Below are 15,067 nucleotides of genomic sequence, written 5' to 3'. Positions count from 1 at the left end.
GCCCGCAAACGCGGCGCCGGCTTTTCGTCGCCCTTACGGCGAGAAGCTCTAAGCTTCTTACTTCTTGGTGAAGCCGGCGAACTTGGCGTTGAAGCGCGAGACGCGGCCGCCGCGGTCCATCAGCTGGGCGTTGCCGCCGGTCCACGCCGGGTGGGTGCGCGGGTCGATGTCGAGCGCCAGCGTCGCGCCTTCCTTGCCGTAGGTCGAACGGGTTTGGTAGTTCGAGCCATCCGTCAGGGTGACGGTGATGAAGTGGTAGTCGGGGTGAATGTCTTGTTTCATGGCGGCGATCCAGTCCGACTAAGCCGGCGAGTGTGAATTGGGTTAAGCGCCCTCCGCGCACGCGCGGGGTGGCCCTCGAAGACGGGCGGCTATAAAGAACCCGCGCGATTTTGGCAAGGGACTGTTGATGACTGACGCGAACGGCGGCGACCAAAAGGCCGAAGGCCGCCCCGGCGCGGGGGCCGAGCTGGTCCAGGGCATGGCCGAGGCCAAGGCCCGGCGACCGCGCCGCAAGGACATCCGCCCGCTCGCCCACCTGCTGCCTTTCGTCAAGGCGCACAAGGGCGACGGGATCGCGGCGGCCTTCTTCCTGCTGTTCTCGACCGGGGCGACCCTGGGCCTGACCGCCGCCTTCAAGGACGTGATCGACCACGGATTCGCCAAGGGGCAGGGCAGCGAGATCAACAGCGCCTTCCTGGGCCTCGGCGCCGTGGCCATGGTGCTGGCCATCGCCACCGCCCTGCGATTCTTCTTCATCACCCGCCTGGGCGAGCGGGTCGTGGCCGATCTGCGCCGCGCGCTCTACGGCCATACCCTGGGCCTGGACCAGGAATATTTCCTGAAGACCCGCACGGGCGAGGTGCTGTCGCGCCTGACCACCGACGTCTCGCTGATCGAGCAGCTGGTCGGCGCCTCGGCCTCGATCGCCCTGCGCAACATCCTCAGCCTGGTGGGCGGCCTCGGCTACATGGCGGTGGTCTCGCCCAAGCTGGCGGGCTTCATCGTGCTGATGGTGCCGGTGATCCTGGCCCCGATGTTCCTGGTCGGCCGCCGCGTGCGCAAGCTGACCGTCACCGCCCAGGACCGCTTCGCCGACGCCGTCGGCTATGCCGGCGAGAGCCTGGACGCCCTGGAGACGGTGCAGGCCTTCGGCCGCGAGCAGGCCTCCTCGCTGCGCTTCGGCGGGGCGGTGGAAGAGGCCTACAAGGCCTCGGTGCGCCGGATCACCACTCGGGCCAGCATGACCGCCATGGTCATCACTCTGGCCTTCGGCGGCGTCACCCTGCTGCTGTGGACCGGCGCGCGCCTGGTCCTGGCCGGCGAGATGACCGGAGGCACCCTGGCCCAGTTCGCCATGCTAGCGGTGATGGCCGCCGGCGCGATCGGGGCCCTGGGCGAGGTCTGGGGCGACGTCCAGAAGGCCTCCGGGGCCATGGACCGCATTTCCGAGCTGCTGAACGCCAAGCCCGACATCGCCGCCCCGCCCGCGCCCAAGGCCCTGCCGGTCCCGGCCCAAGGGGCGATCGCCTTCGAGAACGTGGTCTTCGCCTATCCCGGTCGCCCCGACCTGCCGGCTCTGAACGGCTTCGATCTGGCCGTGAAGCCCGGTGAGACGGTCGCCCTGGTCGGCCCTTCGGGGGCGGGCAAGAGCACCGTTCTGCGGCTTCTCCTGCGTTTCTATGACCCACAGTCCGGGGCGATCCGCCTGGACGGCGTCGACCTGCGCGACGTCGAGCCGTCGGAAGTTCGCGCCCGCATGGCCCTGGTGGGTCAGGACTCGCCGCTCTTCTCGGGTTCGGCCATGGACAACATCCGCTTCGGCCGCGCCGACGCCACCGAGGCCGAGGTCAGGGCCGCCGCCGAGGCCGCCCAGGCCGCCGGCTTCCTTTCCGCCCTGCCGCAGGGTTTCGACACCCCGGTCGGCGAGCGCGCCAAGACCCTTTCGGGCGGCCAGCGTCAGCGCCTGGCCATCGCCCGGGCCCTGGTCCGTCAGGCGCCGATCCTGTTGCTGGACGAGGCCACCAGCGCCCTCGACGCCGAGAGCGAGCGCCTTGTCCAGCAGGCCCTGCACGCGGCCATGGCCGGCCGCACCACCCTGGTCATCGCCCACCGCCTGGCCACCGTGCTGAAGGCCGACCGCATCGTGGTTATGGAGGAAGGCCGCGTGGTCGAGCAGGGCACCCACACCGAGCTCTTCGCCAAGGGCGGCCTCTATGCGCGGCTCGCGAGGCTGCAGTTCGGGGTCGAGGCGGCTTAGGCGCCGGCTACCGCCCCAAGAGGCTCTGGCGGATCCTCGAACCACGCTTCGAACGACCGCGCCTCGGCCGAACGGCCATGGATGCGGACCTCGGCCGTGGCCGGCCAGGCGCGCGCCAAGTCGTGGGCTTCCGCCACGGCCCGGCGGCGGCCGGTGAAGAACAGCACCTCGCCGGTGTCGCCGATCTTCACGCACCAGCCGCCGTCATAGGGCGAGACCTCGAACAGGCAGGCCATCGTTCTACTCCGCCGCGTAGACCAGGGGATGGGCGTGGGCCCACAGGTGGGCGCGGTAGGTGTCGAAGCACTGCTCGCCGCAGATCAGGCGCATGACCGCCCCCTCGGCGATGTATCGGGCGCGGGAGGGATCCTCCGCCACCAGCGGAACCAGGGCCTCGGCGTTCCAGGCCCTGGAGTGCTCGATGTCCAGCTGGGCGTGCAGGGCGAAATATTTGCGGGCCTCGGCCGCGACGCCGACGCGCTTCAGGCCGGCGTCGACGCAGGCCACGCGGGTCGGGGCGGTCAGCTCGACCACCCCCAGGGCGCCGATCGACTGCCAGACATAGCGCCGCGTCGTGGCGAAGGCGGTCATGACGTTGGCCAGGCACAGCGACGGCCACAGGGTGGTGTCGATGGTCGGCGTCAGGCCCAGGGTCGCGGTGGTCCGCGTCAGCATCGGGCCATGCATGCCCTTGGCGCCGCCGCGGCCCATCTCGTCCCAGTAGTTGCGGGCCAGTTCGAGCTTGGCGCGGTCGGGGACCTTGACCTGGGTCAGGGCCACCAGGTCGTCAAAGCCCGCCTCGCCGGCCGCCTCCTGGGTCAGGAACCACTTGAGGTCCTCCAGCGAGGCCTCGCCTTCCAGCCAGTCGAACAGCGGGTCCCACTGCCCGGGGCCGTGGTCCTTCAGCGCCTCGAACCAGGCGATTAAGCCGTCGGGATCTTGCGGGACGTCCTCGACCAACGGGGCGACGTGCAGACGGAACGCCTCGATGAACGCGCCCTCGATCCGGCGCATCCTGATTTCCTGGTCCAGCTCCTCGCGCCAGCCCTCTGAAGGCGCGGCCGGAGACAGGCGGACGTGGTTCCAATGGGCCAGACCCTTGTGCAGGGCCTCGGCGTCGGGGAACTGCGGGCTGAACGCGCCCAGGCGGGAAAGTCGCTCGCCACCGTACACGGACACACTCCTTGGTCTTGAAGGAGAGGCCGCCAGGCGAGGCGACCCCTACGCCGCCAAAAGGCGGCGGCGAGGGGGCAAACGGTGATGGCGCGTATTGCGTTCCTGTGTCGGCAAAGCGACGCGGGCGCGCGCCAAGCTATTGCACAGGCTTGGCTATTTGCGCAGATCCGCCGGAACGGTCGGCTCGCTGATCACGCGCTCCATGGCCTTCCAACGCGCGTCCTGGGTCTTGCCGGCCCGGTAGACGTGGTCGCGAACCATGTCCTGGCCGATGTTGTAATTGATCACGTACGAGCGGTAGGTCTCGATGAACGACACCCGCTTCTCGGCTCCGCCGCGCGAATAGAGCGTGTACTTCATCAGCGCCCGGACGGCCTGTTCCTTGGTCATCTTGCCGGAGAGGTACAGGGCCGCGATGGTGTTGCCGCTGCTGGACAGCGCCGCCTTGGCGTCCTGCAGTTCGCCATAGGCCTCGGCCGTCTTCGGATCCAGGCCCGCCAGCGGGTAGAGCTTGTCACGCTCGAATTCGGTCTTGGCCTTGCCCGGGAAGGCCAGCTCGATGCCGAAATTGGCGCTGCCCTCGGCGATGAACGACTGCGGCGAGAACAGCGGATAGACCGAGAACTCCACCCAGCCCTTGTCCTTGGTCAGCTTCTCTTCCAGCAGAGCGTTCAGCACGTGGTGGCCCGGATAGCCCTCGTGGCAGCCCAGATCGAGCGCGCGGCTGATATAGATCGGCAGGTCGGTGTTGATCTGGATCAGGCTGTGGGCGCCGCCCTTGTACCAGTTGTAGCCGCTCCACGGCTTCTTGGTGACGAACTCCATGTCGAAGCGCTCGCCGGCCGGCAACTTGATGTGCTCCTCGGTCTTGGCCTTGCAGGCGGCGATGCCGGCCTGCATCACCGCCTCCACCTTGTCGGTCGGGATCACGTAGCGGTTCTGGAAGGCGTCGACACGGGCGGCGAGATCGCCCTTGCCCGGGACCAGCTTGTCGATCCGGGCCAGGATCGGGTCATAGCTCTTCAGCGGCTTGATCACCGGGCGGACGCCGAACAGGCCCTGCGCCTCGTCCTCGAAGCTGAACTTGTCGCCGGCGATCATGGCCAGGCGAGTCTGGGCGGCCTTGATCTGGCCCTTCAGGAACAGCTTGCGGCGGCGCTCGTCGGGCGACAACTGCTTGTCCTTGGCGGCGACCACCAGGGTCATCAGGCGGTCGGCTTCCTTGCGCAACACCGAGACCGGGCGTGGGGCGGCCTTGGCGGTGTCCATCAGGTGGACCGGGCCGTAATAGGCGTCGACATAGCCGGGCTCGCGCTCGCCGGCTTCCAGGGTCATGCGCACGAAGTCCTCGGCGACGCGGTCCAGCAGCTCGCTGGACGCCGTCCGGGCGGGTTGGGCGGCGGCGGCCGAGCCCAGCATGAGCGCGGCGGCGAGGACGGCCGTGGAGACGACGTGGCGGATCTTCATGAGGCTTCCCCTGGGAGTTCGGCCGGCACGCTGCACCGGTCCGGGCCGTCTCCGCAAGAGGCGCCGGGCTACCCCCGCGCGGCGGCCGCCAGTCCCGGGAAGTCGCTGAACACGCCGTCGACGCCCGCCGCGTAGAGCGCCTTGAACACCGGCGCGACGTCGCCGTGCATGGCGAGGAAGGCTTGGGCCTTGGGATCGCCTTTCCGCAAGCTGGCGGGCAGGAAGTAGTTCTCGGCCCGCACCGTCCACGGGTGAACCTGCAGGCCCGCGGCGTGGGCGTTCTTGACCAGGTCGGTGGCCGGCAGCAGGACCTGCTTGTCGTTGGGGACCACCAGGCTCCAGTTCGGGCCCAGGCCGTCGGCATAGACGGCGACGTCCTTCAGGCCCTGGGCGGTGATCAGGTCGGCGTATTTGACGTTCGGCAGGTCGGCTGGGCCGCCTTCGCCGTCGACCAGGAACACCAGGCGCGCGGGGGTCTTGGCGCGCAGCTTCTTCAGCGCGCCGACCTCGAAGCACTGCACGAACACCGGCGCGCTCGCCGAGTTCAGGTCCAGCGCCTTCAGCTTGGCGACCAGCCGATCCTCGGTCGGCAGGCCGATCGAGGCGAAATAGGTCGGGTGCTTCAGCTCGGGATAGGTTCCGATCACGCGGCCCGTGCGCTGGCTGCCGGCCCTGGCGATGGCCACGACCTCCTCGTAGGTCAGGATCTGGGCCTGACCGTCGAAGGCGGCGCTGGCCGGACGCAGCTGCGGCAGCCGCTCGCGGGCGCGCAGGGTCTTGATCTCGGCCAGGGTGAAGTCTTCGACGAACCAGCCGGTGACCTGCTCGCCGTCGATGGTCTTGGTCGCCTTGCGGGCCGCGAATTCGGGACGGCTGGCGACGTCGGTGGTGCCGCCGATCTCGTTCTCGTGGCGGGCCACCAGGTGGCCGTCCTTGGTCGGGACCAGGTCCGGCTCGATGAAGTCCGCGCCCTGCTCGATGGCGCGCTCGTAGGACAGGGCGGTGTGCTCGGGGCGTTCGCCGCTGCAGCCGCGGTGGCCGATGACGATGGGCTTCCTGGCCTGGGCGCGGGCGAAACCGGGCAGCAGCGTGCCGGCGAGCGCGGCGGTGGTCATGGCGCGACGGGTGAGCAGGGTCATGGGGCGCGATTTAGCGCCGGGATGTGACGGTTTGGCGAGTCCTTAAAACTGTCATCCCGGCCAAGCGCGAAGCGCGCCGAGCCGGGACCCAAGGGCAACCGCACCGAACTTGGCCCCTGGGTCCCGGACAGCCTCTGCGAGGCTTCCGGGATGACAAAAAAGGGTCAGGCCGCCCGCAGTCGCTCGAGGATCAGCGGATAGAGATCTTGGTTGCTGGCCAGGATCGACTTGCCCTGCACGACGTCGTGGTCGTCGTCATCGATCGTGGTGACCTTGCCGCCCGATTCCTGGACCATCAGCACGCCGGCCGCGACGTCCCACGGGTTGAGGTTGCGCTCCCAGTAGGCGTCGAAGCGGCCGGCGGCGACCCAGGCCAGGTCCAGGGCGGCGGCGCCGAAGCGGCGGACGCCGGCGACCTTCTGGCTGACCTGGTGCAGCTCCTTCAGGAACTGGCCGTGGCCCGGCTTGCCGGCGAACGGCACGCCGGTGGCCAGCACGGATTCGTCGAGGTTACGGCGGGCGGCGACGCGCAGGCGCTTCTCGGCGCCCAGGAACGCGCCCTTGCCCTTTTCGACCCAGAACAGGTCGTTGGTGATCGGGTTGTAGGTGACGCCGGCGACGACGCCCTCGCCCTCGCGCTGCAGGGCGATGTTGACCGCGAAGTGCGGGATGGCGTGCATGAAGTTGGTGGTGCCGTCCAGCGGGTCGACGATCCAGGTGTGGGTCTTGTCGGTGCCTTCGATCATGCCGCGCTCTTCGCCCAGGAAGCCGTAGCCCGGGCGGGCCTTGGTCAGGATCTCGAACAGGGTCTGTTCGGCCTTGATGTCGGCGTTGGTGACGAAGTCCGCCGCGCCCTTTTTCGAGACCTGCAGTTCCGTGACTTCACCAAAGTCGCGAGCCAGGCCACGGGCGGCCTTCCGGGCCGCGTCGATCATGACGTTCAGAAGGGCGGAAGGCGTAGCCAAGGCGTGTAATCCTCAAGAAAGCCGTCGACGCCCGCCGGAAGGTCCGGCGGCGGAGCGGTAGGTCGACGGTGTGAAAGAACGGGCGCGGAACCTAGTCGTCCACAGGCCTGAAGGCAAGATGGGCGCGGTTCGAGATGGTTAAGGCCGGACACGTATCAAAACACCGATTTCCCCGGCGAAGGCCGGGGCCCAGATCCATCCGGAATGACTTGGGATGGCGCGCCTCGCGGCCTCGCCACCTCGTTGAAGCCAATGGGTTCGATCTGGGTCCCGGCCTTCGCCGGGAAGATCGGATTGGAGGCTAAGGCAGCTCGACCTTCGGCAGGGTGTCCTTGGTCTCGCAGAGCAGTTTGCCGGCCTTGCCGACGGCGCCGGAGATGTCGTCGATCTTGGCTTCCTTGCGCCAGCCCTTGGGCAGGCCCTTGGAGCCGTCGAAGTCCATGCCCAGGTCCATCCACTTGTCGGCCGCGCAGTCGAGCGCGAAGACCAGGATCGGACCCTTGCTGGCCGGCCAGTTCTTGTAGGGGCCGTTCGCTTGGCCTTCGGCGACGCGGGTCACGATCAGCCCGGTGGCCTGGTCCACGCGGGTGAAGTCCGCGTCGTAGTAGGACTTGGTGTCTCCTGGAGCCTGCTTCCAGGTCTCGGCGGTCGCGCCCGTCGAGATCAACGACGTCGAAAGCGCCAGGACCGTTACGCTAAGCAAACACACTTCGAGTCGCTTCATCGGCGTCCTCCCCATTTATCGTTGTTCGCTGACGGGGAAGCTATGCCTATGTGCGGCGCGTCACAAGGGAACGCCGTTATTTCGCCTTATTCGCGGCCAGCCCCCAACCTCGCGCTCAGGCCCTCGACGATCGCGGTGTTCAGCGCGGCGACGGCCGCGTCAGGGCCTTCCGGATAGGCCCAGACCCCGGCCGAGACGGCCAGGAAGTCCGCGCCGGCCGTGGCCAGGGGCGCGGCGTTGGCGGCGGTGATGCCGCCGATGGCCACGCAAGGGATCTCCATCGTCTCCTGCCAGATGGTCAGGATCTCGGGTTCGGCGGTGGTCGGGGCGTCCTTGGTCGTCGTCGGGAAGAAGGCCCCGAACGCCACATAGTCGGCCCCGGCCTCCGAGGCTTCCATGGCCAGGTGGCGGCTGTCATGGCAGGTGACGCCGACCATCCGCTGGCCCATCAGCTTGCGCGCGTCCTTCAGGGCCATGTCCGACTGGCCGACGTGGACGCCGTCGACCGGCAGGCGGGCGGCGAGATCGGGGCGGTCGTTGAGGATTACGGCGACGTCGTGGGCCTGGGCGATCGGCGACAGGGCCTCGACGGCGGCGGCGATCACGTCGTCCGGGGCGTCCTTCAGGCGGATCTGCAGGGCGGCGACATCGCCGCCTTCCAGGGCCTTGGCCAACTGGCGGCCGAAGGCGGTCAGGTCGGTCAGGGACGGCGGGGTGATCAGATAGAGGCGGCAGGCGAGCGTCATAAGGCTGGGCTTTAAGCCAATTCGAGCCGCCCCGCGACACCTAGCCGCTATGAACCGTAGTGAGAGTCAGTTGCAAAAGCTGTCGTGAGTGGCTAGATGAGAATGACACTCAATCGGGTAGGGCGTTCTGCCTTGTACGTCTGCAATTGTAACGGCATCCGCGAGCGCGAAGTGCGCGCCGCCATCGACGCTGGCGCCACGCGCCCGGCGGACATCTTCCGTCACAAGGGTTGCCAGGCCCAGTGCGCCAAGTGCGTCTGCGAAATGCGCCAGATGATCCAGGACAATCGTGAAGCGTTGGCCTTCGCCGCCGAGTAGCGGCTCGAACACCAGCAAATTCAGGGATCCGCCCAGCGTTCGCTCGGATTTCCGTGAGAGCGCGAGCGACTCGCACATATTCAGGTTGAAGCCGGTTTCGGCTTGCCCCAGGTTCCGGCCGAACACGTGAACTTCAAGGAGGCCGCCATGCAGGGCGATCCCGGCATCATCCGACTGCTCAACGCGGTGCTCACCAACGAACTGACGGCGGTCAACCAGTACTTCCTGCACGCGCGGATGTACGACAACTGGGGCTTCAAGCGCCTCGGCAAGATCACCTATGACGAATCGATCGGCGAGATGAAGCACGCCGACAAGCTGATCAACCGCATCCTGTTCCTGGAAGGGCTGCCGAACCTCCAGGACCTGCACAAGCTGAAGATCGGCGAGACCGTGCCCGAATGCCTGGCCAGCGACCTGGCCGTGGAGGTCGGCGGCCGCGAGACCCTGATCCCCGGCATCGTCCAGTGCGAACAGGCCCGCGACTATGTCAGCCGCGAGCTGCTGCGCGAGATCCTCAGCGACACCGAGGAGCATATCGACTTCCTCGAGATGCAGCTGGGCCTGGTCAAGGCGCTGGGCGAGCAGAACTACCTGCAATCGGCGGTGGGGGAACTGCCGGCCTGAACCGTCTTTGCGCTGAAGGTCGCGGACGGCCTAAGGTCGCGATACCGTAAGCGCGTTTTCAGCTGGCGCGATGCGGGGAACACGCCATCATGTGTGGACGGCCCGGTCGCGCTGGAACCAAGATTCAGCTGGGCTGTTTGACCTTGCGAGTTCACGAGGGAGTCCCGCCATGCATGTCGCCAACGGAAAGTCGCGGGAACGCGCCCTGGCTGGACGCGAGGCGTTCGAGCTGGAAAGGCGGGAAGGCCTTCATCCCGCGGCGCAGATCGGCGTCGGCGCGGCCCTGGCCGGCGGCGCGATCATCGCGGCCATGGTGATGGGGCGCCGGCACGAGCGGGTGCTGGACGACGAGATGTACGCCGTCGAGTTCGCCGAGATGCACGAACCGGTGGCCCACCAGCCCAAGCCGCTGACCAGCCTGCTTCTGCCGCCGCTGTTCATCGCCATGACCCTGTCGGGCCTGCGCACCTGGAACGCCCCGGCCAGCCCCGCCCGCACCCGCGCCCTGACGATCTGGAGCCTGGTGCAGGGCTTCAACGCCCTGTGGCTGGGCCTGGGCGCCAAGCGCCTGGGCGGCCAGCTGGGCGCGGCCACGGCCTCGCTGACGGCCTCGGCGGCCTATGCGATCGAGGCCCGCAAGGTCGGCGGCGGCGTCGCTCCCGACTTCGGCTGGATCGGCATCGCCAACGCCCTGACCTCGCAGCTGTGGCGCAAGCCCGTGCCGCGCATGCCGACGATTCATTAGCCCCACAATCCGTTCTTCCCGGCGAAAGCCGGGGCCCAGATGCAAGAGCGCCCGCGTTCCGGAGAGGATCGCGGGTGTTTCTGCATGCGCCTCACAGCCCTGCGATCTGGGTCCCGGCTTTCGCCGGGAAGATCGGGTGTGGGGAGGCTCAAGCGATCTTCAGCGCCCGGTCCAGGCTGAACCGCCCGCCGCCCCGCGCGATCAGGAACAGCAGCAGCCCCGCCCACGACAGGTGGGTCGGCCAGGCGTCGGGATAGACGAAGATCTCGATCACCGCCGTCATCCCCAGAAAGGCGAGCGCCGAGAGCCGGGTGAACAGGCCCAGCACCAGCAGGATCGAGAACAGGTGCTCCGAATAGGTCGCCGCGTGCGCCGCCACGTCCGGCGACAGCAGCGGCACGTGGTATTCGGTCTCGAACAGCGAATAGGTGCTGTCCTTGATGTGCAGCAGCCCGTCGACCTTGGTGCGGCCCGACTGGAAGAAGATCGCCGCCACGCCGAAGCGGGCGACGAGGGCCAGGACATCCTCGGTCAGAACCCTGCCGGCGATCCGGGCGAAGACGTCGAAGGGGGCGCGAAGAGCGGCGGCGGTCATTGGTCGATATCCATGAAGGCGCCGTCGGCGATCAGGCCGGCGAACAGCGCGGCGAGGTCGGCGGCGGGATGGGTTGTCAGGGCGCGCTCGGCGGCCTGGGCGGTGGTCTGGCCCTCGCGACAAGCGCGGAGGAATTCGGTTTCGGCCTCGCCGATCACGCGATGCGTGACGACGCCGTTGGCGCGAAGGCAGAGGAGCGCTTCGGGAGTCTCGGAGAGCTCTAGGTCCTCATGGCCCGAGCGGGCCGCCGACCACAGGCTGGGCAGGCCGGCCTCGAAGGCGGCGAAGCGGGTGCTGGGGTGCAGGGCGAGCCGCGTCTCGGCCAGGGCCTCGGGCGGCAAGGCGGCCAGCGCCCCGGCGGTCAGGGCCGGCGCCTCGGCGGCGAACAGGGCTTCGGTCCACAGGCGGTCGAGATGGGCGACGCCGACCAGATAGGGCAGCTCCTCGGCGGGCGGGAAGCGGCCCAGCCAGGCGGGAAAGGCCTCGCCGTAGTCCAGCAGGGCCGCGCTGGTCGGCGGGGCCTCACGGGCGAACAGCACGGCGGCGGCGCGGAACCACTCTTCGCCGACCATGGACAGCACGGTCGGGAAGTTGGCGGCCAGGGCGTCGACGCAGCCCTTGGCGATGGTGTTGCGGTAGACCGACAGGCCCGCCTCGCCGACGCCGGGCGCCAGCCACGGCGACAGCGCCGAGCGCTCGCCACAGAGGGCCGCGACGAAGGCGTCCTGGAAGTCCAGCAGCTCAGGCATGAACAGGCTCCAGGACGGGCTCCAGCAGGGCGGCGGCGCGGTCGCGCTCGGCCATCAGCGTCGCGAAGTCGGGAATGTCGTCGTCGCGCTCGATCAGGGTCGGGCGGGGGCCGATGCTGTCGATCAGCCGGCGATAGAGCGTCCAGACAGGCTCGGCCACCGGCGCGCCGTGGGTGTCGATCAGCAGGTCGGATCCTCCTTCATCAGCGCCATGGCCGGCCAGGTGGATCTCGCCGATCGCCTCGGCCGGCAGGGCGTCCAGATAGGCCTGCGCGCTGTAGCCGAGGTTGCTGGCGCTGACGAAGACGTTGTTGACGTCGACCAGCAGGCCGCAGCCGGTTTGGGCGACCAGGGCCTTCAGGAAGTCGACCTCGCCCAGGTCATGGCCGGTCAGGGGCAGGTAGAGGGACGGGTTCTCGATCAGCACCTTGCGGCCCAGGGCGTCCTGCATGCGGCCGACATTGGCGGCGATGCGGGCGAGGGCGGCGTGGGTGCGCGGAAAGGGCAGGAGATCGGGCTGGTGCAAGCCTCGGTGCGTCGACCAGGCCAGGTGCTCGGAGATCACGAACGGCTCGAACCGGTCGGCCAGACGCTTGAGGGCGGTCAGGTGCTCGGAGTCCGGATCGGCGTCGGCGGCCAGGGACAGGCCCACGCCGTGCAGCGACAGCGGCCGGCGCGCGCGGATGGCCTCCAGCGCCGCCAGGCGCGGACCGCCAGCCGACATGTAGTTCTCGGGATGGACCTCGAACCACAGGCCCTGAGCCTCGCACGCGAGCGCGTCGGCATAGTGCTGGGACTTGAGGCCAAGGCCGGCGGTGGGGGTCATGGGAAGCTCTCAAAACCCTTGTCATCCCGGAAGCCTCGCAGAGGCTGTCCGGGACCCAGGGGCCAAGCGCATCGCGGCTCCCCCTGGGTCCCGGCTCTCCGCTTCGCCGCGGCCGGGATGACAAGAATGGATGTTGCCGGGCTTTACGCCTTCGGAGTCAGCGAACCCATGCCCTTCGGGGTCTTCATGGTCACGCACGCGCCCTTGGCCACATGCTTCCAGGCGTCGCCCTGGTAGTCGACCTTCGAGGTGCCGGCGCACGAGGTGCCCGCGCCCGCCTTGCAGTCGTTCTCGCCGGCCTTGGCCACGCCGTAGCACTTTTCCATTTCGACCTTGGCGCCGGTCTTCATGTGCTCGTCGGCCGAGGCCATCGAGACGCCGGCCGAGAGGGCGAGGACGGCGGCCAGGGCGGCGGTGGTGGCGGTGCGGTTCATGGGGTGTCTCCTTGGTGTTCTTGGGGAAGTCTTGGGATCGTTGCTGGCCGGAGCGGCATGTTGTCGCCCGGTCGATGGGAGATACGAAGCTTCCGCCGTGAAGGTTACACCGGTCGCCGAACAAAAAACGGGGAGAACAAAATTTCGGCGCGGCGGTCTCGGGCGGTTCCGGCGCGGCGCGACACCGTGTAACCATCGGCCCTTCCCGCGCGAATAGGGGTGTGCGTGACGGATACCGAGACCCGTTTGAAGGCGCTGATGCTGCGCGGGCTGGACGGTGACGCCGCCGCCTATCGCGAGTGTCTGGCCGTTCTTGGCGTCCGGCTGCGCGCCTATTTCGCGCGACGGATGTCCGGCGCGTCCGGCGATGTGGAGGATCTGGTGCAGGAGACGTTGCTGGCGGTGCATCTCAAGCGGTCGACCTGGGACTCGTCCCAGTCGTTCACCGGCTGGGCGCACGCGGTGGCGCGCTACAAGCTGATCGACCACTGGCGGCGGCGGAAGATCCGCCAGACCCTGCCGATCGAGGACCACATCGAATTCCTGGCCGCCGACGAGCCCGATCCGGGCGTCGGCCTCGAGCTGGACCGCGCCCTGGCCACTCTGCCCGAAAAGCAGCGGATCCTCGTCTCCGACGTCAAGCTGACCGGCCTGTCCCTGGCCGAGGCGGGCGCGAAGGCGGGCATGACCGAAGGCGCGGCCAAGGTCGCCCTGCACCGGGCGCTGAAGGCCCTGGCCGAAAGGATGCGCCGTGCGAACGGATGATCTGATCGACGCCCTGGCCTCGGACGCCCAGGCCACGGATTTTGGGCCGACGCGCGCTCCGCCCCGGCGTCTGGCGATGGTCGCCGGCCTGGGCGCCCTGGCGGCCCTGGTCCTGGTGCTGGCCTGGCTGCATACCCGCCATGACCTGATGCCGGCCATGCGCGGCGGCATGTTCTGGATGAAGGCGCTCTACACCGCCCTGCTGGGCGCGGCCGGCTACCTGGCCGTCGAGCGGTTGTCGCGGCCGGGTGGATCGGGCCGCCGCGGCTGGATCCTGGGCCTGTCCGTCCTGGGGGCGTTTTCGGTCGCGGGCGTCGTCCAGGCGATGATGAACCCCGACATCCAGATGACGCTGCACATGCTGCGCGGCCATTCCTGGCATGTCTGCAGCCGCAATATCCTGGTCCTGGGCCTGCCGATGCTGGCCCTGGGTCTGTGGGTCGTGCGCGGCATGGCCCCGACTCGGCCAACCCTGGCGGGCCTGGCGACGGGACTGTTCGCGGGCGGGGTGGCGGCGACGGTCTATGGCCTGCACTGCGCCGAGAACACCTTCACCTTCGTGGCCCTCTGGTACAGTCTCGGGGTGCTGTCCCTGGCCGCCCTCGGCGCGGCGGTCGGGCGCTGGGCGCTGCGCTGGTAGGCAAGGCCGCCAGTTGGCGAGCTGTCGCCAGATCTAGCGACGATCAAGTTTCGTGTCGTCGCGCTCCGGTCGATTGACAAACCGATGTTCCGCGACTGAAGTGCCGCGGCCTTCGCGAATGAGACGCGATAGGCGCTAGTGAACCGCCATACGACTCTGTGGGGAGAGACGCGTGACGATCGACGACACCGTCGCCCCGATAGGCGGGATGAGGGCCGGCGCTCCCATCTGGTCGGCCGCGACCCTGCCCTGGCGACTGGCCGAGGCCGCCGCCGCCGGCGCCCTGGCCGGCGTGCTGATGATTCTGGTCTGGCTGGATCTGCGGCCGGACCTGCCGGTCGCCGCCACCCGCGCCTTCTTCTGGATCAAGGCGATCTATCCCGCCGCCGTCGCTCTCTGCGCCCTGGCCGCCGCGACCCTGTTGGCGCGCGCGTGCGTCGGCGGGTTCCGGGCCTTGGCCGGGGCGGGGGCCCTGGCCTGCGCCATGTTGATAGCCGCCGCCCTCCAGGCGTCCGGCGCGGGCGCCGAGGCGCTCGTCGACCCCTACTGGCCGAGCGCCGCCACCTGTCTTGGCGACATCCTGGTCATCGCCGCGCCGATGTTGGCCCTGGTGGCGGCCGGGTTGCGCGACATTGACCTGGAGCGGCCCGCGTTCACCGGTTTCGCCTGCGGCCTGTTCTGTGGGGGCGTTGCGGCGACGGTCGACGGCCTGCACTGCTGGCAGGGAACCTACGCGTTCGTGGGGCCCTGGTTCACCCTGGCCATGCTGCTCTGCGGCGCGGTCGGGGCCGGCGCGGCCAAGCTGCTCGCCCGCCGCCGCCTTTTTCTCGCGGCCGCCGAATAGCAAGAGGCCTCCCGGATCGCGCCGGGAGGCCTCTTCGTCTTCAACGC

Annotated in this window: 19 protein-coding genes; 7 read left to right on the top strand and 12 right to left on the bottom strand. The window is 68.9% G+C overall.

Features of this window, described 5'->3' with window-relative positions:
* Window positions 1-57 precede the first annotated feature (57 nt).
* Complete coding sequence (rpmE, locus tag AC1RNC_RS13340; protein ID WP_125159158.1) at window positions 58-282, bottom strand: 50S ribosomal protein L31; 225 nt, start codon at window positions 280-282, stop codon at window positions 58-60.
* 124 nt (window positions 283-406) lie between these two features.
* On the opposite strand from rpmE, the gene AC1RNC_RS13335 reads away from it, so the two are divergent.
* On the top strand, window positions 407-2,260 hold the full coding sequence (locus AC1RNC_RS13335) for an ABC transporter transmembrane domain-containing protein (protein WP_492886903.1): 1,854 nt from the start codon (window positions 407-409) through the stop codon (window positions 2,258-2,260).
* Here the strand turns inward: AC1RNC_RS13335 and AC1RNC_RS13330 are convergent.
* The 7 genes from AC1RNC_RS13330 to thiE form a co-directional block, all read right to left on the bottom strand.
* Complete coding sequence (locus tag AC1RNC_RS13330) at window positions 2,257-2,496, bottom strand: DUF2188 domain-containing protein (RefSeq protein WP_492886902.1); 240 nt, start codon at window positions 2,494-2,496, stop codon at window positions 2,257-2,259. The two genes, AC1RNC_RS13335 and AC1RNC_RS13330, sit on opposite strands and share 4 nt — an antisense overlap.
* Before the next feature lie 4 nt (window positions 2,497-2,500).
* The gene (locus AC1RNC_RS13325) at window positions 2,501-3,433 is read right to left on the bottom strand and encodes an iron-containing redox enzyme family protein (protein ID WP_492886901.1); all 933 of its coding nucleotides are present in this window, start codon (window positions 3,431-3,433) and stop codon (window positions 2,501-2,503) included.
* Between the two features lie 156 nt (window positions 3,434-3,589).
* Window positions 3,590-4,903 (bottom strand): hypothetical protein, encoded by a 1,314-nt coding sequence (locus tag AC1RNC_RS13320; protein WP_492886900.1) that lies wholly within the window; start codon window positions 4,901-4,903, stop codon window positions 3,590-3,592.
* Window positions 4,904-4,971: 68 nt separating this feature from the next.
* Window positions 4,972-6,042 (bottom strand): glycerophosphodiester phosphodiesterase, encoded by a 1,071-nt coding sequence (locus AC1RNC_RS13315; RefSeq protein ID WP_492886899.1) that lies wholly within the window; start codon window positions 6,040-6,042, stop codon window positions 4,972-4,974.
* A gap of 164 nt (window positions 6,043-6,206) precedes the next feature.
* Window positions 6,207-7,007: an inositol monophosphatase family protein gene (locus tag AC1RNC_RS13310; RefSeq protein WP_492836863.1), complete on the bottom strand. Its 801-nt coding sequence runs from the start codon at window positions 7,005-7,007 to the stop codon at window positions 6,207-6,209.
* A 301-nt stretch (window positions 7,008-7,308) separates the two neighbouring features.
* Window positions 7,309-7,731: a hypothetical protein gene (locus tag AC1RNC_RS13305; RefSeq protein ID WP_492886897.1), complete on the bottom strand. Its 423-nt coding sequence runs from the start codon at window positions 7,729-7,731 to the stop codon at window positions 7,309-7,311.
* Window positions 7,732-7,817: 86 nt separating this feature from the next.
* The gene (thiE, locus tag AC1RNC_RS13300; RefSeq protein WP_492886896.1) at window positions 7,818-8,477 is read right to left on the bottom strand and encodes a thiamine phosphate synthase; all 660 of its coding nucleotides are present in this window, start codon (window positions 8,475-8,477) and stop codon (window positions 7,818-7,820) included.
* 132 nt (window positions 8,478-8,609) lie between these two features.
* Between thiE and AC1RNC_RS13295 the strand changes: the two genes are divergently transcribed.
* From AC1RNC_RS13295 to AC1RNC_RS13285, 3 genes are all read left to right on the top strand, one after another.
* Window positions 8,610-8,795, top strand: a complete 186-nt coding sequence (locus AC1RNC_RS13295) for a (2Fe-2S)-binding protein (RefSeq protein ID WP_099575957.1) — start codon at window positions 8,610-8,612, stop codon at window positions 8,793-8,795.
* A 147-nt stretch (window positions 8,796-8,942) separates the two neighbouring features.
* On the top strand, window positions 8,943-9,422 hold the full coding sequence (gene bfr / locus AC1RNC_RS13290; protein WP_125159220.1) for a bacterioferritin: 480 nt from the start codon (window positions 8,943-8,945) through the stop codon (window positions 9,420-9,422).
* Window positions 9,423-9,591: 169 nt separating this feature from the next.
* Entirely contained in the window at window positions 9,592-10,167 is a 576-nt protein-coding gene (locus AC1RNC_RS13285) for a tryptophan-rich sensory protein (RefSeq protein ID WP_492836866.1), read from the top strand.
* A 148-nt stretch (window positions 10,168-10,315) separates the two neighbouring features.
* On the opposite strand, the gene AC1RNC_RS13280 is transcribed toward AC1RNC_RS13285, so the two are convergent.
* The 4 genes from AC1RNC_RS13280 to AC1RNC_RS13265 form a co-directional block, all read right to left on the bottom strand.
* A complete protein-coding gene (locus tag AC1RNC_RS13280) occupies window positions 10,316-10,762 on the bottom strand; it encodes a DoxX family protein (RefSeq protein WP_492886893.1) in 447 nt (148 codons plus the stop codon).
* Complete coding sequence (locus AC1RNC_RS13275; RefSeq protein WP_492886891.1) at window positions 10,759-11,511, bottom strand: HvfC/BufC family peptide modification chaperone; 753 nt, start codon at window positions 11,509-11,511, stop codon at window positions 10,759-10,761. The genes AC1RNC_RS13280 and AC1RNC_RS13275 overlap by 4 nt, the downstream gene beginning before the upstream one ends.
* Window positions 11,504-12,337, bottom strand: coding sequence for an MNIO family bufferin maturase (gene bufB, locus AC1RNC_RS13270; protein WP_492886889.1), 834 nt, complete (start codon window positions 12,335-12,337; stop codon window positions 11,504-11,506). The genes AC1RNC_RS13275 and bufB overlap by 8 nt, the downstream gene beginning before the upstream one ends.
* Window positions 12,338-12,480: 143 nt before the next feature.
* Window positions 12,481-12,771 (bottom strand): BufA1 family periplasmic bufferin-type metallophore, encoded by a 291-nt coding sequence (locus AC1RNC_RS13265; protein WP_492836870.1) that lies wholly within the window; start codon window positions 12,769-12,771, stop codon window positions 12,481-12,483.
* Window positions 12,772-12,996: 225 nt separating this feature from the next.
* Here AC1RNC_RS13265 and AC1RNC_RS13260 point away from each other — a divergent pair, with 225 nt between their 5' ends.
* The 3 genes from AC1RNC_RS13260 to AC1RNC_RS13250 all read left to right on the top strand — a co-directional run bounded on the left by AC1RNC_RS13260 (window position 12,997) and on the right by AC1RNC_RS13250 (window position 15,020).
* Complete coding sequence (locus AC1RNC_RS13260; protein ID WP_492886886.1) at window positions 12,997-13,536, top strand: sigma-70 family RNA polymerase sigma factor; 540 nt, start codon at window positions 12,997-12,999, stop codon at window positions 13,534-13,536.
* Entirely contained in the window at window positions 13,523-14,176 is a 654-nt protein-coding gene (gene nrsF, locus AC1RNC_RS13255) for an anti-sigma-F factor NrsF (RefSeq protein WP_492886884.1), read from the top strand. The genes AC1RNC_RS13260 and nrsF overlap by 14 nt, the downstream gene beginning before the upstream one ends.
* 172 nt (window positions 14,177-14,348) lie before the next feature.
* The gene (locus AC1RNC_RS13250; RefSeq protein ID WP_492886882.1) at window positions 14,349-15,020 is read left to right on the top strand and encodes an NrsF family protein; all 672 of its coding nucleotides are present in this window, start codon (window positions 14,349-14,351) and stop codon (window positions 15,018-15,020) included.
* The last annotated feature ends 47 nt before the right edge of the window (window positions 15,021-15,067 follow it).

The sequence above is a fragment of the Caulobacter sp. GW822-FHT01G02 genome, assembly GCF_058802865.1.
This window is presented reverse-complemented; position numbering and strand designations above follow the sequence as displayed.